The 21,510-nt window shown below is 63.2% G+C and carries 19 protein-coding genes; all 19 read right to left on the reverse strand.

The genetic code is table 11. The features are described from left to right. Nucleotides 1-48: 48 nt before the first annotated feature. Nucleotides 49-1,590, reverse strand: a complete 1,542-nt coding sequence (gene atpA / locus P2869_RS17085; RefSeq protein WP_017772244.1) for a F0F1 ATP synthase subunit alpha — start codon at nt 1,588-1,590, stop codon at nt 49-51. Nucleotides 1,591-1,638: 48 nt separating this feature from the next. Further along, nucleotides 1,639-2,178: a F0F1 ATP synthase subunit delta gene (locus tag P2869_RS17090; RefSeq protein WP_017772245.1), complete on the reverse strand. Its 540-nt coding sequence runs from the start codon at nt 2,176-2,178 to the stop codon at nt 1,639-1,641. Between the two features lie 2 nt (nt 2,179-2,180). Then, the gene (locus tag P2869_RS17095) at nt 2,181-2,651 is read right to left on the reverse strand and encodes a F0F1 ATP synthase subunit B (RefSeq protein WP_017772246.1); all 471 of its coding nucleotides are present in this window, start codon (nt 2,649-2,651) and stop codon (nt 2,181-2,183) included. A 140-nt stretch (nt 2,652-2,791) separates the two neighbouring features. Next, the gene (gene atpE, locus P2869_RS17100) at nt 2,792-3,061 is read right to left on the reverse strand and encodes a F0F1 ATP synthase subunit C (RefSeq protein WP_007180033.1); all 270 of its coding nucleotides are present in this window, start codon (nt 3,059-3,061) and stop codon (nt 2,792-2,794) included. 77 nt (nt 3,062-3,138) lie between these two features. Then, on the reverse strand, nt 3,139-3,990 hold the full coding sequence (gene atpB / locus P2869_RS17105) for a F0F1 ATP synthase subunit A (protein ID WP_017772247.1): 852 nt from the start codon (nt 3,988-3,990) through the stop codon (nt 3,139-3,141). 214 nt (nt 3,991-4,204) lie between these two features. Beyond that, complete coding sequence (locus P2869_RS17110) at nt 4,205-4,780, reverse strand: ATP synthase subunit I (protein ID WP_233425626.1); 576 nt, start codon at nt 4,778-4,780, stop codon at nt 4,205-4,207. A 387-nt stretch (nt 4,781-5,167) separates the two neighbouring features. Beyond that, nucleotides 5,168-6,274 (reverse strand): SLC13 family permease, encoded by a 1,107-nt coding sequence (locus P2869_RS17115; protein ID WP_277598166.1) that lies wholly within the window; start codon nt 6,272-6,274, stop codon nt 5,168-5,170. 95 nt (nt 6,275-6,369) lie between these two features. Continuing rightward, entirely contained in the window at nt 6,370-7,260 is an 891-nt protein-coding gene (locus P2869_RS17120; RefSeq protein ID WP_017772250.1) for a ParB/RepB/Spo0J family partition protein, read from the reverse strand. Between the two features lie 38 nt (nt 7,261-7,298). After that, nucleotides 7,299-8,069 carry a ParA family protein gene (locus P2869_RS17125; RefSeq protein WP_017772251.1) on the reverse strand — a complete coding sequence of 257 codons (771 nt, stop codon included), beginning with the start codon at nt 8,067-8,069 and terminating at the stop codon, nt 7,299-7,301. A gap of 152 nt (nt 8,070-8,221) precedes the next feature. Then, nucleotides 8,222-8,971, reverse strand: coding sequence for a 16S rRNA (guanine(527)-N(7))-methyltransferase RsmG (gene rsmG, locus P2869_RS17130; protein ID WP_277597063.1), 750 nt, complete (start codon nt 8,969-8,971; stop codon nt 8,222-8,224). Continuing rightward, a complete protein-coding gene (gene mnmG / locus P2869_RS17135) occupies nt 8,968-10,929 on the reverse strand; it encodes a tRNA uridine-5-carboxymethylaminomethyl(34) synthesis enzyme MnmG (RefSeq protein ID WP_277597064.1) in 1,962 nt (653 codons plus the stop codon). Before mnmG ends, rsmG begins: the two co-directional genes overlap by 4 nt. 226 nt (nt 10,930-11,155) lie before the next feature. Then, nucleotides 11,156-11,923 (reverse strand): ABC transporter ATP-binding protein, encoded by a 768-nt coding sequence (locus P2869_RS17140; RefSeq protein WP_277598167.1) that lies wholly within the window; start codon nt 11,921-11,923, stop codon nt 11,156-11,158. Continuing rightward, nucleotides 11,923-13,707, reverse strand: coding sequence for a branched-chain amino acid ABC transporter ATP-binding protein/permease (locus tag P2869_RS17145; protein WP_017772255.1), 1,785 nt, complete (start codon nt 13,705-13,707; stop codon nt 11,923-11,925). The genes P2869_RS17140 and P2869_RS17145 overlap by 1 nt, the downstream gene beginning before the upstream one ends. Before the next feature lie 4 nt (nt 13,708-13,711). Further along, complete coding sequence (locus P2869_RS17150) at nt 13,712-14,767, reverse strand: branched-chain amino acid ABC transporter permease (RefSeq protein WP_277597065.1); 1,056 nt, start codon at nt 14,765-14,767, stop codon at nt 13,712-13,714. Nucleotides 14,768-15,121: 354 nt separating this feature from the next. Continuing rightward, a complete protein-coding gene (locus P2869_RS17155) occupies nt 15,122-16,285 on the reverse strand; it encodes an ABC transporter substrate-binding protein (protein ID WP_199544449.1) in 1,164 nt (387 codons plus the stop codon). Between the two features lie 225 nt (nt 16,286-16,510). Beyond that, nucleotides 16,511-17,677: an ABC transporter substrate-binding protein gene (locus P2869_RS17160; RefSeq protein WP_026120938.1), complete on the reverse strand. Its 1,167-nt coding sequence runs from the start codon at nt 17,675-17,677 to the stop codon at nt 16,511-16,513. Nucleotides 17,678-18,331: 654 nt separating this feature from the next. Beyond that, on the reverse strand, nt 18,332-19,303 hold the full coding sequence (locus tag P2869_RS17165; protein ID WP_017772259.1) for a branched-chain amino acid ABC transporter permease: 972 nt from the start codon (nt 19,301-19,303) through the stop codon (nt 18,332-18,334). After that, nucleotides 19,303-20,187 (reverse strand): branched-chain amino acid ABC transporter permease, encoded by an 885-nt coding sequence (locus P2869_RS17170; RefSeq protein WP_126878977.1) that lies wholly within the window; start codon nt 20,185-20,187, stop codon nt 19,303-19,305. Before P2869_RS17170 ends, P2869_RS17165 begins: the two co-directional genes overlap by 1 nt. Nucleotides 20,188-20,284: 97 nt before the next feature. Next, the gene (locus tag P2869_RS17175) at nt 20,285-21,502 is read right to left on the reverse strand and encodes an ABC transporter substrate-binding protein (protein ID WP_017772261.1); all 1,218 of its coding nucleotides are present in this window, start codon (nt 21,500-21,502) and stop codon (nt 20,285-20,287) included. Nucleotides 21,503-21,510: the final 8 nt, after the last annotated feature.

The following is a 21,510-nucleotide window of genomic DNA, read 5'->3' on the forward strand; positions in this document are numbered from 1 at the left end:
CGCTGCGCCTCCAGGTCCGTTTATCGTTGATGACTCGCGGACAGGGGATCAATATGCGCCGGACTTCTTGAAGTCCTTGATCGCGGCATGCAGCGCGCTCTCGTCGTCCTTCGACAGGTCCTTCGTGTCCTCGATACGCTTCACGAGGTCGGCATGGCTCGTCTTCAGGAATTCGCGCAGGCCCTTTTCGAAGGCCAGCACGTCCTTCACTTCGAGGTCGTCGAGGTAGCCGTTGTTCGCGGCGAACAGCGACACAGCCAGTTCCCACACCTGCAGCGGCAGGTATTGCGGCTGCTTGAGCAGTTCCGTCACGCGGCGGCCGCGCTCCAGCTGCTTGCGGGTTGCTTCGTCGAGGTCCGACGCGAACTGCGCGAACGCGGCGAGTTCACGATACTGCGCGAGGTCGGTACGAATACCGCCGGAGAGCTTCTTCACGACCTTCGTCTGCGCCGCACCACCCACGCGCGACACCGACACGCCGGCGTTAATGGCGGGGCGGATACCTGCGTTGAAGAGGTCGGTTTCGAGGAAGATCTGGCCGTCCGTAATCGAGATCACGTTCGTCGGAACGAACGCGGTCACGTCGCCGGCTTGCGTTTCGATCACGGGCAGTGCCGTGAGCGAGCCGCTCTTGCCCTTCACTTCGCCGTTCGTGAACTTCTCGACGTACTCTTCCGAGACGCGAGCAGCACGCTCGAGCAGACGCGAGTGCAGATAGAACACGTCGCCCGGGTAAGCTTCACGGCCCGGCGGGCGGCGCAGCAGCAGCGAGATCTGACGATATGCCCAGGCTTGCTTGGTCAAGTCGTCGTAAATGATCAGCGCGTCCTGGCCGCGGTCGCGGAAGTATTCGCCCATCGTGCAGCCCGAGTACGGCGCGAGGTATTGCATCGCTGCCGATTCCGAAGCCGACGCTGCGACCACGATCGTGTATTCGAGTGCACCCGTTTCTTCGAGCTTGCGCACCACGTTCATGATCGACGAAGCCTTCTGGCCGATCGCGACGTAGATACAGATCAGGTCCTTGCCCTTCTGGTTGATGATCGCGTCGACAGCCACCGCCGTCTTGCCGGTCTGGCGGTCGCCGATGATCAGCTCACGCTGGCCGCGGCCGATCGGCACCATCGAGTCGATCGACTTCAGACCCGTTTGCACCGGTTGCGACACCGACTTACGCCAGATCACGCCCGGGGCGATCTTTTCGACCGCGTCGGTCAGCTTCGCGTTGATCGGGCCTTTGCCGTCGATGGGGTTGCCGAGGGCGTCGACCACGCGGCCGATCAGCTCCGGACCCACCGGCACTTCGAGAATGCGGCCCGTCGTCTTGACGATATCGCCTTCCGAGATGTGCTCGTACTCGCCCAGAATCACCGCGCCGACCGAGTCGCGCTCGAGGTTCAGTGCGAGGCCGAAGGTGTTGCCCGGGAATTCGAGCATTTCGCCCTGCATCACGTCCGACAGGCCGTGGATGCGCACGATACCGTCGGTCACGGAAATCACGGTGCCCTGGTTGCGAACGTCCGCGCTCGCTTCAAGGCCCTGGATCCGGCTCTTGATCAGCTCGCTGATCTCAGAGGGATTGAGTTGCATTATTCGCTCCTGATAATCAATTCTGTTGCGTGCCAGCGGGCATGCGCGTCAGGCGGTAAGAGCCGTCTGCATGCGGGCGAGCCGCGCGCGGACCGAGGTATCGAGCACTTCGTCACCGACCGTAACGCGCACGCCGCCGATCAGCGACGAATCGACTTCTACGGTGGGTTTCAGCTTGCGTTGGAACTTGCGTTCGAGGCTGGCGACCAGCTGGTTCAACGGCTCGCCCTCGAGCGGAAAAGCGCTGACGATCAGCACATCCGCCGCGCCTTCACGGGCGTTCTTCAACTCTTCGAACTGCTGCGCGATTTCCGGTAACAACTGCAGCCGATGGTTGTCGACGAGCATCTGCACGAAATTCTTGGCCTGCGGGCTGTCCTTCAGCGGCGACTTCACTGCGCTGAGCAGCAGCTCGCTCACCTGCTGACGGCCAACTTTCGGGCTCGATGCGATCGACAGCACTTCGGGCAGACGCGCAACCTGTGCCAGCTCCTCTACGAGCGTGGACCAGGCGGCGATGTCACCAGCTTCGGCCACGCCGAACAGCGCTTCCGCATACGGGCGGGCAACGGTTGCAAGTTCGGCCATGATCAGAGCTCGGCTTTGAGTTGATTGAGCAGTTCGGCGTGCGCCGTCTGGTCGATCTCGCGCTTCAGGATCTGCTCGGCGCCTTTCACGGCGAGTGCGGCCACTTCGGCACGCAGCGTTTCGCGCGCCTTCACGACTTGCTGCTCGGCATCCGCCTTGGCCTGCGCGACGATGCGTGCGGCTTCGGCCTGGGCCTGCGCCTTGATTTCGTCGGCGACCACGACAGCGCGCTTTTCCGCTTCGGCGATACGTTGCTGACCCTCGTTGCGCGCCACAGCGAGTTCTTCGCCGACGCGCTTGTGCGCTGCTTCGAGTTCGTGTTTGCCCTTCTCGGCGGCCGCGAGGCCGTCGGCGATCTTCTTCGAGCGCTCGTCGAGGGCGTTGATCAGCGGCGGCCACACGAACTTCATCGTGAACCACGCGAGGATCAGGAACACGACCATTTGCGCAAACAAGGTTGCGTTGAGATTCACGGTGTTTCCTTAAACGTTGCGTTTTTCAGGGAATTGAAACGGCAAGGCGCTCATCGATGCGAACTCGATCAGCGCCCCGGCACCCGTTCCGCCCTGCGCCTCATCCCTGTTATAGACGAGGCGCAACTTTCCGGGGAACCTTAGCCTGCGAGCTTCGAGAGCAGGGGGTTCGCGAACGCAAACAGCATTGCCACACCAACGCCAATCAGGAACGCCGCGTCGATCAGACCAGCCAGCAGGAACATCTTCGTCTGCAGCGGGTTCATCAGTTCAGGCTGGCGGGCGCAGGCTTCGATGTACTTGCCGCCCATCAGGCCGATACCGATACAGGCGCCGATTGCACCCAGGCCGATGATGATGCCGATACCGATGGCGGTCAGACCCTGGATGTTGGCGATGAAAGCTTGCATGATCACTCCTTGTTGAAAGTTCTTGGGAACTGGGATTTGGAAATTAACTGAAACTCAAAGCGGTTCTGACGCGCGCGTTAGTGCGAGTCGTGTGCCTGGCCGATGTACACCAGCGTCAGCATCATGAAAATGAACGCCTGCAGCAGCACGATCAGGATGTGGAAGATGGCCCACACGCTGCCGGCGATCACGTGGCCGATGAAGCCAAGCACCGTCGTGTCCGCGCCGAAGGTCCAGATGCTGCCGAGCAGGGCAATCAGCAGGAACAGCAGTTCACCCGCGTACATGTTGCCGAACAGCCGCATGCCGAGCGAAACCGTCTTCGCGACGAACTCGATGATGTTCAGTGCAAGGTTCGGAATCCACAGCAGCGGATGCGAGCCGAACGGAGCGGAGACGAGTTCGTGGATGAAGCCGCCGGCGCCCTTGATCTTGAGGTTGTAATAGATCATCAGCACGAACACGCCGAGCGCGATGCCGATGGTGCCGTTGAGGTCGGCGGTCGGCACGATGCGGTGGTGCGTGATGACGTCCGACAGACCCAGCCAGCCGATCACACGGCCCGGCAGGTCGACGGGAATGAAGTCGAGGGAGTTCATGAGCGCGACCCAGACGAACACGGTCAGCGCGAGCGGAGCGATGAATTTGCGGTTGCCGTGGATCATCGCCTTCGATTGATCCTCGACCATTTCAACCAGCATTTCGACGGCGCACTGGAAGCGGCCCGGAACGCCGGACGTCGCCTTGCGCGCAGCAAGACGCAGGATCAGGATCGTGACGAGGCCGCACAGAATGGACCAGAACAGCGTGTCCAGATTCCAGACGTGAAGGTCGAAGATCGACGTCTGGTGCGAGGTGGAAAAGTTCTGCAAGTGGTGCGCAATGTACTCGGACGGATCCAGAGCGCGCGTGCCTTCGCTAGCTGCCATATTATTAACGCCACCCAAATTGTCGAAAATCGTTTTCCGGCCGCTTTCGTCCGTACATGTGTGACGAAAGCGCGCCGCCGCGGACCGTGCGGGTCATGTTGACCACACCGGCCGGCCCGCGCTCCTCATGGCCGCCGCAACGTGAGGCGCCGGCCTGTTGTCTCTTCTGCTGCGCATTGCGTCGCGGTTATCCGCGCCACGGTGCGCTTCACGCTCAACGCCATGCGAGCGCAATCCAGTACGTCTTTAGCGCGACCAGGTAGGTCACGAGCAGCGGAACCCACTGCACGTCGCGATACCAAAACGCGATGGCAACGAACATCGCGATGGTCGCGCCCATCTTGAACGCTTCGCCGAGCATCCAGTTCATCACCGTGGCACCCGCGCCCGGCGTCTTCAGCCGCGCGGCGAACAGTGCACCCGGGACCCAGCAAATCGCTCCCCCCAGGAAGGCTGACAGCGCAGCAGCGCCCGGCGGCTTGTAGAACAGCCACCACACCAGCGTAGCAACCAGGGACAAAACCACTTGCGCAGCCACAACCCGGAAGGGCGTGACGCGCGATGGGCGACTCACATTGGGACCGAACAGCTTTTCGGCTTCGATCCGCGTGAGCGGAACGATGTTGTTGTTATCCTGCTGGTCGGCATCCCACTGCGCGTTGTAATCGGTGCGCCCGGACGCGGAATCTGCGCTTGGTCCGTCTTGCGTGCCGCCAGGAAAATTCTTTCCGCCCGGCCCGTTCAACGCTTGGCCCGGCCTTCCTTCTGGCCTGTGAGCCGCCATCGCCATGTCCGCAAAAGTCCAGAGTTTTAGCCCGCCCGCTTACGCTGCGCTTACGTGGCTGCCTACCAAATAAATCCGGGCGATTGTAAGCGATAGTTGCAGCCAATTCAAGATTTTAGGTCGTTCAATAAACCCGTGAAACGAGGCTTCATGATGCGAAAAAGCAGCCTCAAAACAGGGGCTCGGCGGCAACTGTAAGGGACTCTGTCAACCGCTCGCCAACCGGTAGCAAGACGTCGTCCCAGGCGCCTGCCTGGGACTCTATGCAACGTCGTCGCCCATGCTGGCTGCATGGGAAATCGCGATGGGTCGGGGGCGGTCGCAGCGTTTCGATAAGAGACGTTCGCGGGCCCGCAGGCAACGCCGGTGCGCGGTCCCGGCAATCTGCTCGCCTCAAAACTGCAACAGCAGCCAGCCGCCCAGTACTGCGCTCACCAGCCAGAACGGCACAGAAACGAGATGAAACGGTAGCCACATGCCGCGCTCGCCGGAAAGGCGCACGGCAATCAGATTCGCGAGCGAGCCGATGGCGATGCCGAAACCGCCCACGCTCACACCGAACGCGAGCGCGCGCCAATCTTTGGTGAACTCGGCCAGCATGATCGCGGCGGGCACATTGCTGATTCCCTGCGACAGCACCGCCCCTGCGACATAAGCGCGCAGTGGCGTGCCAAGCCCGATGCGTCCGATCGCGTCGTGCACCCACGGCAGCGCGGCCGCGCTGCGCAGCACAATGAACATCAGCACGAAGATGAGCAGCAACAGCCAGTCGATCTTCAGCACCACGCGCGGGCGCCAGAACAGGAAGCCCGCCGCCACGCCGGCGAGTGCGATGCCGGCGCGATGCGCGTCCGCCAGCAGCACGAAGGCCACAAACAGCACGGCGGCCATGCCGGCGACGCGCCGGTCCACGGCGTGAGGCTCCACATCCGTCGACAGATCGAGCGGCTTGGCGCGAAACCCCACTGCGGTGAGCACAAAGAGCATCGCCATCAGGACGGCGCACAGTGGCGCGAGCGCAATCACGAAGCGGCCGAACGACACGCCGCTCGTCTGCCAGAGAAAGAGGTTCTGCGGATTGCCAAGCGGAGTGAGGATCGACCCTGCATTGACCGCGAGCGCGATGTAGATCACGAGCCGCCGCACGGGCAACGGCGTCAGCCGGTTCAGCGACAGCACGAGCGGCACGACGACGAAAAGGGCGACGTCGTTGGTGAGCAGCGTCGAGAGTGCGGCCGCAAGCGCGATCAGCAGAAACGCGAGCGCGCGTTCGGAGTGGATGTGATGCACCACGCGATGCGCGAGCCACATCAGGAATCCTGAGTATTCGACGGCCTTTGTGAGAATCAGCAGCCCCGTCAGCGTGAGCACGGTCTGCCAGTCGATCAGGCCTGGCAGCGACGCCCATTCACGAGGATGGAAAAGTTGCAGCGCGGCAAGCGCGATCACGAGGATCGCGAGGACCGGCTCTTTGGCGGCAAGTGCAAGAGCGGCACCCACGGGGCCGCCCCGCGTCTTCGCGGTAGGTTCGGAAACTGGCACGGTGGAACGACCTGAGATGGGCGGCGTTTTGGACAGCCGGACAGGAGACCGCCTCAAGCGGCGGCCATGTTCCCGCGCAGGCGCGCGAGAATGCCTTCGAGCGAGTCGAGATCGCCGAAGTCGATGGTCACCTGACCACGACCGCGGCGTCCCAGCTTGATCTTGACGGTCGACGCGAGCAGGTCAGACAGCTCTTCCTCGAGACGCCGCGTGTCGCGCCCACCGTCATGATTGGCACGCGCCTTCACGGCGGGCGCAGCCTTGGTGGTCGCCGTCACGAGCTTTTCGGTCTCGCGCACGGACATCCGCTTGTTCACCACCTGGTTGGCGAGCGCGATCTGGGTTGCGGCGTCCACGGCAAGCAGCGCGCGCGCGTGGCCCATGTCGAGATCGCCGGCCAACAGCATGGTCTGCACAGGCGCGGCGAGATTCAGCAGACGCAGCAGGTTCGACACCGCGCTACGCGAACGTCCCACCGATTCGGCCGCCTGCTCGTGCGTGAAATTGAATTCGTCGAGCAGGCGCTGGATACCCTGCGCCTCTTCGAGCGGATTCAGGTCTTCACGCTGGATGTTTTCGATCAGCGCCATTGCGGCGGCGGCCTGGTCCGGCACGTCCTTCACGAGCACCGGCACTTCGTCGAGGCCTGCAAGGCGCGCCGCACGGAAGCGCCGCTCGCCCGCGATGATCTCGAACTTGTCCGCTGCAACCGGACGCACGAGGATCGGCTGCATCAGGCCCTGCGCGCGGATACTGGCGGCAAGCTCCTGCAGTGCACCCTCGTCCATTCGTGTGCGCGGCTGGTACTTGCCTGGCTGAAGCTTCGCAAGCGGCAGCGTGTTCGGCGCGCCCTCGATCTTCACGGCCTCGGTGATGTCGGCGCTGCCGCCTAGCAGCGCTTCGAGTCCGCGGCCCAGTCCCTTCTTCCTTGCTACTGCGTTCATGGTGCTTCCCCGCTCCGCTTTGGGTGAAAGGCCGCGCGTCATAGTGCGCGCACCCGCTCAATCATTTCCGCGCCGAACTGTACGTACGCCTGCGCGCCGCGCGATGCGCTGTCGAACACCACGCCCGGCAGCCCGTAGCTGGGCGCCTCGGCAAGCCGCACGTTGCGCGGGATCACGGCGTCGAACACCTTGTCGCCGAAGTGTTCCTTCAACTGGTCGGAAACCTGCTGCTGCAACGTGATGCGAGGATCGAACATCACGCGCAGCAAGCCGATGACCTTCAAGTCCCGATTCAGGTTCGCGTGAACCTGTTTGATGGTGTTGACGAGGTCGGAGAGGCCTTCCAGCGCGAAGTACTCGCACTGCATGGGGATGACCACGCCGTGCGCTGCGCACAGTCCGTTCAGCGTCAGCAGCGAGAGCGCAGGCGGGCAATCGATGAGCACGAAGTCGTACTCGTGCTCGACGTTCGCGAGTGCCTGCTTCAACTGACGTTCACGGTTTTCGACCGTCACGAGCTCCACTTCCGCACCGGCCAGCTCGCGGTTGGCGGGCAACACGTCGTACGTAACCGCCGCGGGACGCACACGGGCGTCGGCCACCGAAACGCCATCAACCAGCACCTCGTACACCGTGTTTTCGCAGGCGGCCTTGTCGATGCCGCTACCCATGGTGGCGTTGCCCTGCGGGTCCAGGTCGATGAGCAGAACCCGCTGTCCCTGCGCTGCGAGGCTCGCGGCAAGATTCACTGTTGTCGTCGTCTTCCCGACTCCGCCCTTCTGGTTCGCCACGCAGAAGATTTTTGCCATCGTTTGTGTGTCCCTGTTTGCTGCTGGTTTGCTGCGTGAATGCTGCCTGGGTGTCGCTGTTTCTCGTCCGATTGCTGCGAAGCCTGGTAGCGGCGGTACCTAATAGTCGCCATCCCCGGCCTTCTTATGGCAAATCACGCCTTTTTCTTGCTTCAACTGCCATCTTCAGTCTTTCCGCTCACGCTCATTGGCGCAATGCCGCCCGCATCGACCCGTACCTCGACAAGATGCCGCTCAGCGTCCAGAAACGGCACGTCGAGACGCACGACCCGGGTCGCGCGCGAGCCGGCTGGCAGGCGAGCGATCTCCGCATCGGGCCGCACGCCCTTCATAGCCCAGATCGCACCGCGATCGGAAACAAGGTTGCGGGCAAGTGTAACGAAATCCGCGAGTTCTGCGAATGCGCGCGAGACGATCACGTCGAATTTTCCCGGCACTTCGATGCCGGGACGAAGCGACTCGACACGGCCAGTCACGACAGAAAGATTGGTGAGACCAAGCTCGGCCTTGGCCTGCGACTGAAAGGCCGTCTTCTTGTGGACGATGTCGTTCAGCGTAATGGACCACTGCGGCAGCGCGATAGCGAGCACGATTCCCGGCAACCCGCCGCCGGAACCGACGTCCAGTACAGACACGGCGCTGTCGCGCGGCAACTCGGGCGCGAGGTGCGGCACGATGGCGAGCGAATCGAGCACATGCTGGATCAGCATCTGGCGCGGATCGCGAATCGCCGTCAGGTTGTAGACGGCGTTCCACTTTGCGAGCAGCGCGACATAATCGAGCAGCGCCATTCGCTGCGCGTCCGTCAGGTCGATACGCAGTCGATCCGCCCCCTCCGCCAGCATGGCGGCGAGCGCTTCACGATCGACAACGGAAGAAAGGCGTCCGTGGCGACCCGTCATTGGGCCACCGACGTGCCGCTGTCGTTGCCCTGCTCGCCCGCCGCCTGGCGGCGTCGACCCAAGCCGCGCTTCAGATGAACCATGAGCAGCGAAATCGCAGCCGGCGTAATGCCCGAAATGCGCGAGGCCTGCCCGATGGTCTCGGGACGGAACTGATTCAGCTTCTGGCGGGCCTCGAACGAGAGGCCACGCACTTCGGCGTAATCGATGCCTTCAGGCAGCCGGGTGTTCTCGTGCGCGCCATTACGCTCGATCTCGTCGGCCTGGCGATCGATGTAGCCCTGATATTTGATGCCAATCTCGATCTGCTCCTTGATCTGCGCGAGCAGCACTTCGTCGTCGGCAAGCGACGTTTCCGGTCGACACGCGCCGTCTTGCAGACCGCACACGCCGTCGTAGCTCACACCCGGGCGACGCAGCAGATCAGCAAGGTTGTACTCGCGATCGATCGGCTTGCCGAGCAGCGCAGTCGCCTCTTCGGCGGAGAGAGTCTTCGGGTTCACCCAGGCTGTCCGCAGCCGCTCTGTTTCACGTGAAACAGCGTCGCGCTTGCGACTAAAAGCGTCCCAACGCGCGTCGTCGACGACACCCAGCTCACGGCCGATCTCGGTGAGCCGCATGTCGGCGTTGTCTTCCCGCAGGCTCAGGCGATACTCCGCCCGACTCGTGAACATGCGATACGGCTCCGACACGCCGCGCGTAACGAGGTCATCCACGAGCACGCCGAGATAAGCCTGGTCTCGGCGCGGGCACCACGCGTCTTTGCCTTGCACCTGCAAACCGGCATTGACGCCAGCCAGCAACCCTTGCGCGGCCGCTTCTTCATATCCGGTCGTGCCATTGATCTGACCCGCAAAGAACAGGCCGCTGATCACCTTGGTTTCCAGCGACGCCTTCAACCCACGTGGATCGAAGTAGTCGTACTCGATTGCGTAGCCAGGCCGCAGGATATGCGCGTGCTCCAACCCACGCATGGAGCGCACTAGTTCAAGCTGCACGTCGAACGGCAGGCTTGTCGAAATGCCATTGGGGTAGAACTCGTTCGTCGTCAGCCCTTCGGGCTCCAGGAAAATCTGATGCGACTCCTTCGACGCGAAGCGATGAATCTTGTCTTCGATGGACGGGCAATAACGCGGGCCCACGCCTTCGATCACCCCGGTGTACATCGGTGACCGGTCCAGGCCGCCGCGAATGATGTCATGCGTCTGCGCATTCGTATGCGTCACCCAGCACGGCACCTGCTGCGGATGCTGCTCCGCACGGCCAAGGAACGAGAACACCGGTATCGGATCGAGATTGCCGGGCTGCTCCTCGAGCTTCGAGAAATCGATCGTCCGCCCATCGATGCGCGGCGGCGTGCCGGTCTTGAGCCGCCCTTGCGGCAGCTTCAGCTCTTTAAGTCGCGCCGACAGCGTGACAGCCGCCGGATCGCCGGCACGTCCACCAGTGTAGTTGTTGAGCCCGACGTGAATCTTCCCATCCAGGAACGTCCCAGCCGTCAGCACGACGGCGCGCGCACGGAACCGAAGGCCAACCTGCGTCACGGCGCCCACGACGCGGTCGCCCTCCACCATCAAATCTTCAACGGCCTGCTGGAACAGCCAAAGATTCGGCTGATTTTCGAGGCGTCGACGAATGGCCTGCTTGTACAGCAGCCGGTCCGCCTGCGCACGCGTGGCGCGCACCGCAGGCCCCTTCGAGGAATTGAGAATGCGGAACTGGATGCCGCCCTCGTCCGTGGCTGCCGCCATCGCGCCGCCCAGCGCATCCACCTCTTTCACGAGATGGCCCTTGCCGATGCCGCCAATCGACGGATTGCAGCTCATCTGGCCGAGCGTTTCGATGTTGTGCGTCAGCAGGAGCGTCTTGACGCCCATGCGGGCGGCGGCAAGCGCGGCCTCCGTGCCGGCATGACCGCCGCCGACGACGATGACGTCGAATTCTGTTGGATAAAGCATGGTGATCCCACGCATGAACCTGCGTGAGCCTTTCGAGAAAATGGGTATGCGCGAATTATAGCGGGTTAGCGTTTTCGGCCGTTCCGGTCCGAATTTGGTTCCCTTCCAAAAGGCAGGCCGCGGACGAAAAAAGAGGGTGTTTCACGTGAAACATGAAACACCCTCTCGCTGCGCCCACGCGGCGCCGCTGCTCTCAGCGCGGCGAATGAACCGCAGTCGACAACTGCTAAGCCGCCTTCCTCGTCAGCCCCAGATATGTCTCGATCACCTGCGGATTCTGCGCAAGCTCACTGGCCCGGCCTTCGAGCGCCATTTCGCCCGTCTCCAGCACGTACCCGTAATCCGAGATCTGGAGCGCGGCACGCGCGTTCTGTTCGATCAGCAAGGTCGCTACACCGGTCTGCCGCAGCGCGCTGATGATGTGAAAAATCTCCTTCACGATCAGCGGGGCCAGGCCGAGACTCGGCTCATCGAGCATCAGCAGATCCGGCTTTCCCATCAGCGCACGACCCACCGCCAGCATCTGACGCTCACCGCCGGACAGCGTACCGGCCGCCTGTCGCCGACGTTCCTTCAGCCGCGGAAACAGCGTGAAGACCGGTTCGAGCTGATCGAGCCATGCCTTTTCCCCCGCCCGCTTGCGGCGATAGGCACCCAGCAGGAGATTGTCCTCAACGGACATCGACGCGAACAGTTCCCGCTTCTCCGGCACGAGGCACATTCCACGGGCGACACGCTTTTCGATCGCCAGCGCGCCCACCTCTTCGCCCAGGTAGCGCACGTGTCCACTCGCGTGACCGCCCGTCGGCAGCGCGCCCATGATCGCGTTGAGCAGTGTTGACTTGCCGGCGCCGTTCGGGCCGATCACGGAAACGATCTGCCCCGCGCCCACCTTGATCGCGGCCCGATGCAGCGCCTCCACCTTGCCGTACCGCGCGGACAGCCCATCGACTTCCAGCACCGGCACAGCGCCCGCTCCATTCTTCACCGCCATCATTCCACCCCGCCCAGATACGCTTCGAGCACCGCCGGATCCTTCTGCACGTCCGCCGGCAGCCCTTCCGCGATGCGCGTGCCGAATTCCATCACCACCAGCCGGTCGGTGAGGTTCATCACGAAGTCCATGTCGTGCTCGACGAGCAGCACGCTCATACCCTCTTCCTTGAGCTTGCGCAGCAGCGCGGCCAACTGCTGCTTTTCCTGATATCGCAGGCCGGCCGCTGGTTCGTCGAGCAGCAGCAGCGTCGGATCGCAGCACAGCGCCCGCGCGATCTCGAGCACGCGCTGCTGGCCCAACGCGAGGCTCCCCGCCTCGTCGTACATGTGCCGCTCGAGGCCCACCCGGCGAAGCTGCCTTGCGGCCTCGTTCATCAGCCGCGCCTCTTCCGCAGCATTGAGCCGCGCAATGCTGCGCCACACGCCGGCATGGCCACGCAGATGCGCGCCGATCGCGACGTTCTCCAGCACCGTCATGCCCGGCAGCAGCTTGACGTGCTGGAACGTGCGCCCGATGCCACGCCTCACGATTTCACGTGAACTCAGCGCATCGATCCGTTCGCCGCGGAAGGTGATCTGGCCTGCCGTGGGCTGCAGCACGCCAGTGACGAGATTGAACGTGGTCGACTTCCCGGCGCCGTTCGGGCCGATCAGCCCGACGATCTGCCCTGCCTTCACCTCGAAACTCACGTCGTTCACCGCCACGAGCCCGCCGAACTGCTTGCGCGCCTTATTGACGGTGAGCAGCAATTCGCCCGGCTCCGGTTTGCTGCGCTGCGGCAACGGCTCCGCGTGATCGGGAACGTGAGCGCGCGGACCCCGCGGGAAGAGCCGCGCCACGTACGGCCACACGCCGTGCCGCGCGTACTGGAGCAGCAGCACCATCAGCACGCCGAAGACGATGACCTCGAAATTGCCGTTCTCACCCAGCAGCCTCGGCAGCAGCGTCTGCAGCCAGTCCTGCAACAACGTGAGGATGGCCGCGCCCAGCACGGCGCCCCAAACGTGCGACACGCCGCCCACCACCGCCATGAACAGGTACTCGATGCCGTGATTGAGCCCAAACGGCGTGGGATTCACCGCCCGCTGCAAGTGCGCGTAGAGGAACCCCGACACGGCAGCGAGCACGGCGGCATACACGAAGATCACGACGCGCATCCACGCGGTGTTCACGCCCATCGCCTCGGCCATGGCGCCGCCGCCTCGCAGCGCACGAATCGCCCGGCCCGGCCGGCTGTTAAGCAGATTCTGAACAGATACCACGGACGCCAGCACCACCACCCAGATCAGGTAGTAGATGTGCCGCCCCGACTCCAGATCGATGCCGAACACGTTCAGCACCGGAATGCCGTTGATGCCGTCGTACTTGCCGAGCATCTCCATGTTGCCGAACAGGAAGAACAGCGCGAGACCCCAGGCGATGGTGCCGAGCGGCAGAAAGTGGCCGGAAAGGCGCATCGTCACAGCGCCCAGCACGAGCGCAATAAGCGCCGTGAGCACGACACCGGCGATGAGCGCGAGCCACGGCGACACGCCGAACTGCGTCGTGAGATACGCGGTCGCATACGCGCCCACGCCCACGAACGCCGCCTGCCCGAAGCTCGTCATGCCGCCGATGCCCGTGAGCAGCACGAGCCCGATCGCCACGATCGCGTACAGACCAATGTAGTTGAGCAGCGTGATCCAGTACTCCGGCACCCGCAGCGGATGCGGCAGCACCGGAAGTGCAAACATCACAGCAAGAAACAGCCAGAAGAAGCGGTTGCGAATCATGCGTTTCATCGCGTCACTCCTCCTCTTCTTCGGTGTGCGGGCTCGCCAGACTGCGCCACAGCAACACGGGAATGATCAGCGTGAACACAATGGCTTCCTTGTAGGCACTGGCCCAGAACGACGAATACGATTCGAGCAGCCCGACGAGCACCGAACCCGCGGCCGCCACGGGATAACTCACGAGCCCACCGATGATCGCCCCCACGAATCCCTTCAAGCCGATCAGGAAGCCCGAGTCGTAGTAGATGGTGGTGAGCGGTGCGACCAAGATGCCGCACAGCGCGCCCAGCCCGGCAGCGAGCGTGAACGCGAGGCGGCCCGCCTGCGTGGTGCCGATGCCGACCAGCCGCGCGCCGAGCCGGTTCACCGAAGTCGCCCGCAGCGCCTTGCCCGACACCGTGCGATCGAAATAGACGTACAGCCCGACGATCAGCACGATCGCGGTGCCGATCACCCACAAGCTCTGGCCCGTAACCGAGAGCGAACCCACGTTGAACGTAGCGTCCGAAAACGCGTTGGTGCGCGACCCTTCGGCGCCGAACATCACGAGCCCGAGGCCAACCATGGCGAAGTGCACGGCCACCGCGACGATCAGCAGCAACAAGGTCGTCGCCTCGGCAATCGGTTCGTACGCGAGGCGATACACGAACGGGCCCATCGGCACCACGATGGCGAGCGTCAACGCAATCTGCGCGAGCATGGGCAACTGCATGCCGAATGTGCCGCGCGTGATCGCGTAGACGGCAACGGGAAACAACAGGTACTTGCCGGCGAGTATCACGAGCGTACGCGCGAGCTGCGTACGTCGCTCGGGATGCCGCGCGAGGCCGAGCATCTCGACGACGAAACACGCCGCACCCATCGCCATCAAGAGCCAGCACGTGGCGGGAAACTTCTGTGTCTGCAGCGCGGCGAGCGTGAGTGCGCCGTACGAAACGAACTCGCCCTGCGGAATGAAGATCACCCGCGTGACGGAAAACACCAGCACCAGTGCGAGCGCGAGCAGCGCGTAAATGGCGCCGGTCGTGATGCCGTCTTGCGCGAGGATCGCCGCAATTGATAGATCCATACTTCCTCTTCGTGTCTTTCTGGAATGCCTGAATCGGGGATGCGTAGATGGGTGGACGCGCGGCAAGGCGTCGTGAACGCGCGGCCAACGCGCCATTGTGCTCGAACAGAACGACCTGGCGGCGATACGTGCGCAACGCATGGCGCGTCACGCTGGATGATGGAGCGTGCCGATCACAACGACGAATCACAACGGCGACCGTGGCAGGACATGGCGCCCTACGCGAGCGACACACTCACACACGCCCTTGCCCGCATCGCCGCCCGCGAGAAGCAGGACGCGCGCAACGCTCCGCGCCACGCGCGCGTCCCCGAAGTGCTGCCGATGTTGCCGATCTCGCTGATCCGAAGCCGCTTACTTGCCCTGCTGCAGCTTCCACTTGCCGCCGGAGATCTGCACGATCACGCGGGCACGTTCATCGAGGCCGTTGTGATCCGCCGACGTCATGTTCATGATGCCGTGCGCCACCGGCAGATCCTTGAGGCTTTCGAGCGCGCTGCGCAGCGCCTCACGGAACTCGACGGTACCGGGCTGCGCTGTCTTCAGTGCTTCGGGAATGGCCCGCTGCAGCATCTGGCCGGCGTCCCATGCATGGCCGCCGAACGTCGAGACCGAACCCGCGCCATAGGCCTTCTCATACGCGTTCTTGTAGGCCTCGGACGACTTCTTCACCGGGTTCGAATCGGGCAGCTGGTCGGCGACGAGAATCGGCCCTGCGGGCAGCAGTTCGCCTTCGCAGTCTTTGCCGCAGACGCGCAGGAAGTCGTTGTTCGCGACGCCGTGCGTCTGGTAGATGGCGCCCTTGTAGCCGCGCTCCTTGAGCGTCTTTGCCGGCAGCGCCGCTGGCGTACCCGAGCCCGCGATCAGCACCGCATCGGGGTTGGCTGCCATCAGCTTGAGCACCTGACCCGTCACGGACGCATCGGTCCGGTTATAGCGCTCGTTGCCCACCACCTTCAGATGACGCGCGCCCGCGGCCGCGTTGAACACCGTGTACCAGCTCTCGCCGTACGCGTCGGAGAAGCCGATGAAGCCCACCGTCTTCACGCCGTGCTGCTCCATGTACTGGGCGATTGCGTCGGCCATGAGGCTGTCGTTCTGCGGCGTCTTGAAGACCCACGCGCGCTTGGCGTCCATCGGCGAAACGATGGCGGCCGAGGCAGCCATCGAGATCATTGGCGTCTTCGCTTGCGACACCACGTCGATCATCGCGAGCGAGTTAGGCGTGACCGTGGAACCAATGATCGCGTCCACGTGGTCTTCGTCGATCAGCTTGTGCGTGTTCTGCACGGCGTGGCTCGTGTCGGATGCGTCGTCGAGCACGATGTACTGCACGGTCTTGCCGCCAATCTCTTTCGGCAACAACTCGATGGTGTTCTTCTCGGGAATGCCGAGCGATGCCGCCGGCCCCGTCGCCGACAGCGTGACGCCAATCTTGACCTGCGCGAACGCGCTGCTCGCGCTGAAGAGTGCGGCCGCTGCGAGCGTCGCCCCTACCCACTGTGTCCTCGTTTTCATCTGTGTCTCCAAACGCTTGTCTCTTGTTTCGTATCGTCCCGGCCCTTCGCGACGCGGCCGGCTTCTGAGTGTAGTGACGGGGTCCGCCCATGTGGACACATGGTTTTCCCTGTCGGGTGCATCTACGGCGAGCGCCGCTTCATGCACGCGGCGCGAACAACAAAAAAGGCGCGTCCACTTGTCCGCGCCTTTGTCCGAAAGAGTCTGTCTGTGGTTGCCCCTGCCTCAGTCGCCTGCGAGCTTCCACTTGCCGCCCACGATCTGAACCATCACGCGCGCCCGCTGGTCGAGGCCCGCGTGGTCGGTGGCACTCATGTTGAAGATGCCATGTGACGCGGGAAGGTCTTTCGTGCTCTCCAGCGCCGCGCGCAGCCCTTCGCGAAACGCTTTCGTGCCCGGCTGCCCCTGCTTGAGCGCAATGGGCACCGCGCGTTGCAGCAGCAGCCCCGCATCCCAGGCATGACCGCCGAAGGTCGAGATCGACCCGGCACCCCAGGCGCTTTCATAGGCCGCCTTGTACGTCAACGCCGCCTTCTTCGCCGGGTTCGATGCCGGCAACTGGTCGGCCACGAGCAGCGGGCCCGCGGGCAGATACGTACCCTCGCAATCCTTGCCGCACACGCGCAGGAAGTCGTTGTTGGCCACGCCGTGCGTCTGGTAGTAGCGGCCCTTGTAGCCGCGCTCCTTGAGCGTCTTCTGCGGCAAGGCGGCGGGCGTGCCGGCGCCGGCGATCAGCACGGCGTCGGGGTTCTGCGACATCATTCGCAGCACCTGCCCGGTGACGGACGTGTCGTTGCGTGCGAACCGCTCGTTCGCCACGATGCGAATCTTCTTGAGTTCGGCGATCTTGCCGAACTCCTTGTACCAGCTCTCGCCATACGCGTCCGAGAAGCCGATGAACGCGACCGTCTTCACGCCGTGGTCGGCCATGTGCTGGGCGATGGCGGTAGCCATCAGAATGTCGTTCTGCGGCGTCTTGAACACCCACGCGCGCTTCGCGTCCATGGGTTCGACGATGGAGGCCGCCGCGGCCATCGAGATCATCGGCGTGGACGTTTCGGCAGCAACGTCGATCATCGCAAGCGAGTTCGGCACGACAGTGGAACCGATCAACGCATCCACGTGATCTTCGCTCGTGAGCTTGCGTGCATTGCGCACGGCCTGAGTGGGATCGGTGGCATCGTCCAGCACGATGTAGTCGATCTTCTGGCCGGCAATTTCCTTCGGCAGCAGTTGAACCGTGTTTTTCTCCGGAATGCCGAGCGACGCCGCCGGACCCGTGGCCGACACCGTGACGCCGATCTTCACATCCGCCCACGCAGTCCCCGCCAGCATGGCCCCCGCTCCCGCCACCGCGCACGCCGCGCTTATCCACCGCACTGCCGCCAACATTGACGCTCCTCGCTTTTTTCCTGCTTATTCGATTGAAATTCGCCCGAAAACCGCCTGGATGCGGTGGGCCAGGCGCCGCCTCTCCGCGGGAAATAACCGCGCCGACCAGTTGTTTTAACGGCCCACAAATGCCGACCAGGCGGTCGGCGAATGGCGAGTGTAGCGGACGCAAGCCATATGCGGCAAGCATTTGCAGGCGTCAGACAAATGAGAAAAAACCCGCGGCTTGTGTGCCAGAAGCTGTTTCCGAAGTTCGGGCAGGAAGAGAAAAACGGGCAGCCGTTTCAGGCCGTGAAGGGAAATAACGGGAAAACCAGCGGATGAAGCATGCGGATGGAAAAACCAATATAAAAAGCGCTGTTGGATTCCTATCCAACAGCGCTTTCCGTTTGGGCACTGAGTGCCTCATGTCTCCTCGTTCTCCACCTGCAAATTCGGTGCATCAGAACTGGGTGCAAGATTAAAGATGCACCGCCTTGCGGACAACTAGCATTTACCCTAGTGGTGCACTGCGGCACTCAATTGGGGCACATTGACACCGCAAGGTTGCACGTGCGGCTCTGCCGGTGCGAAGCATCGCAGCACGTTCAGCGAAAAAACGTCGGGATACCGAAGCAATCGCGTAGCCCACACAAGCGCCAGATTGGCTATCGCTCAAGCCCGCAAGGGCCGCACACGCGCCACGATCTCGCCGACAATTCCGCGCCGGAATGCCAGCACGCACGCAATGAAGATGAGCCCCGTGACGATGGTCGCCGACTCACCGAGCGAGCGGAACCAGTCGACGCCTGTCGCCGACGCAAGCGCCCCGCCGATCTCGCCCAGCCGATCGCCCAGCGAGACAATCAGCGCAGCGCCCAGCAATGGCCCGAACAGCGTGCCCATGCCGCCCACGAGCGTCATCAGGATGACGAGCCCCGACATGGTCCAGTACGCGTCGTCGAGCGTCTCGAAGCCCAGCACGACCACTTTCAACGCGCCCGCCAGACCCGCGATGCCCGCAGAGAGCACGAACGCGAGTAGCTTGAAGCGGTCCGTGTCGTAACCGAGCGAAATGGCGCGCGGCTCGTTCTCCTTGATGGCCACCAGAATCTGCCCGAACGGCGAGTGCACGATACGCACGATCAGCAGAAACGCGAGCACCATCACCACGAGCACCACGTAGTACAGCACCAGGTCCGAACTCAGCGACAGCAGCCCGAACAGCTTGCCGCGCGGCACGCCCTGCATGCCGTCTTCGCCGTGCGTGAAGGGTGCCTGCAGGAACACGAAATAAACCATCTGCGCGAGCGCGAGCGTGACCATCGCGAAGTAGATGCCCTGGCGGCGAATCGCAAAGAGTCCCACCACGAGCCCGAGCAGCGTGGCCGCCGCGGCGCCCGCGAGCACGCCGAGTTCCGGCGTGAGCCCGATCGACTGGATCGCGTAGCCCGCCACGTAACCCGAGCTGGCGAGAAACATCGCGTGGCCAAACGAAAGCAGCCCCGTGTAGCCGATCAACAGATTGAACGCCGCCGCAAAGAGCGCGAAGCACAGCACCTTCATTACGAAGACCGGATAAGCGCCCGCGAGCGGCGCCACGATCAGGCCCACGAGCAGCAGGACATAAAGCGCTTTTCTCTGCATCATCTTTCCTTGCCGAAGAGGCCAGCGGGACGAACCAGCAACACGATCGCCATGATGACGAACACCACAGTCGCCGACGCTTCCGGCCAGAACACGCGCGTGAAGCCTTCTATCACGCCCAGCAGCAAACCCGTCACGATGGACCCCATGATCGAGCCCATGCCACCGATCACGACCACCGCGAACACGGTGATGATCATGGGCTGCCCCATGAGCGGCGAAACCTGGATCACGGGCGCAGCGAGCACACCCGCAAACGCGGCCAACGCCACGCCGAAGCCGTAGGTGAGCGTGACCATCATCGGTACGTTGATGCCGAAAGCCTCCACGAGCTTCGGGTTCTCGGTACCCGCACGCAGATACGCACCCAACCGCGTGCGCTCGATCACGAACCACGTCACGAAACACACCGTAAGCGAGGCCACCACGACCCACGCGCGATAGTTCGGCAGGAACATGAAGCCGAGGTTGGTCGCGCCCGAAAGCGCCGACGGCACGTCGTACGGCTGTCCCGACGAACCGTAGATGGAACGGAACACGCCCTCGATCACGAGCGTGAGGCCGAAGGTGAGCAAGAGCCCGTAGAGATGATCGAGCTTGTAGAGCCAGCGCAGCATGGACCGCTCGATCAGCATGCCGAATACGCCCACCAGCAGCGGCGAGAGCACGAGCATCGCCCAATACGGCACGTGGAAATACGCGAGCCCCATCCACGTGAGCATCGCTCCCAGCATGAACAGCGCGCCGTGGGCGAAGTTGATCACGTTGAGCAGCCCGAAGATCACAGCAAGGCCAAGGCTCAGGATCGCGTAGAACGAGCCGTTCACGAGTCCGAGCAACAACTGGCTCAGCATCGCCGGCAACGGAATGCCAAAGATTTCCATTGAACCTGTCGTCCAGATGAGATCGGCGCGAAGCGAAGTGCGGCGGCCTTTCGCCGCCGCACCGCGTTCACGTCCCTATTCCGTTACTTCACTGCCGTTACTTCCACAGCGCGCAGCGCGTCTCCTGCTTCGTCGTGAAGGCCTGCTCGCCCGGAATGGTGGCGACGATCTTGTAGTAGTCCCACGGCTCTTTCGATTCAGCCGGCGTCTTCACCTGCATGAGGTACATGTCGTGGATCATGCTGCCGTCCTGACGCACGTAGCCCTTCGCGTAGAAGTCGTCGATCTTCTGCTTCTTGAGCTGCGCCATCACCTTGTCCGAGTCCGTGGAGCCCACGGCCTGCACGGCCTTCAGATACGTCATCGTGGCGGAGTAGTCGGCGGCCTGCAGGCTCGACGGCATCTTCTTCATCTTGTCGAAGTAGCGCTGGGCCCACTGGCGCGAAGCCGCGTCCTTGTTCCAGTACCAGCTGTCGGTCAGCACAAGGCCTTGCGTGGTTTCGAGGCCGAGGCTGTGGATGTCGTTGATGAAGATGAGCAGCGCCGCAAGCTTCATCGTCTTGGTGATGCCGAATTCCTTGGCCGCCTTGATCGAGTTGATCGTGTCGCCGCCCGCATTCGCGAGGCCCAGAATCTGAGCCTTCGACGATTGCGCCTGCAACAGGAACGACGAAAAGTCCGACGCCGACAGCGGATGCCGTACGTCGCCCAGCACCTGGCCGCCGTTGGCCTTCACCACATCGGCGGTGTTCTTTTCGAGCGCCTTGCCGAACGCGTAGTCCGCCGTGAGGAAGAACCACGTCTTGCCGCCCTGCTTCGTCACGGCCGAACCCGTGCCTTTCGCGAGCGCCGTCGTGTCGTACGCATAGTGGATGGTGTACGGCGTGCATTGCTCGTTGGTGAGCGTGTCCGCGCCCGCGCCGATGCTGATGTACACCTTGTGCTTCTCGCCCGCGACCTGGTTCATCGAGAGCCCGGTGGCCGAGTTCGTGCCGCCGATCAGCATGTCTACGCCGTCGCGGTCGAACCATTCGCGCGCACGCGAGGCCGCAATGTCGGCCTTGTTCTGATGGTCCGCGTAGACCACCTGAATCGGCTTGCCGTTCACCTTGCCGCCGAAGTCGGCCACCGCCATGCGGATGGCCTCGAGCCCCCCCTGGCCGTCGATGTCCGCGTAGAGTCCCGACATGTCCGTGATGAAGCCGATCTTCACCGCGTCGTCGGCTGCCCGCGCGTTGCCGGCCGCGAACGCGGCACACATCGCAGCCGCGATGCCGATCGACGTAAAGCGCGCGAGAGTCCTGTTCTTCTTCATTCCTGTCT

Origin of the sequence: Paraburkholderia sp. SUR17 (genome assembly GCF_029536165.1) — a bacterium.
Classification (GTDB): domain Bacteria; phylum Pseudomonadota; class Gammaproteobacteria; order Burkholderiales; family Burkholderiaceae; genus Paraburkholderia; species Paraburkholderia kururiensis.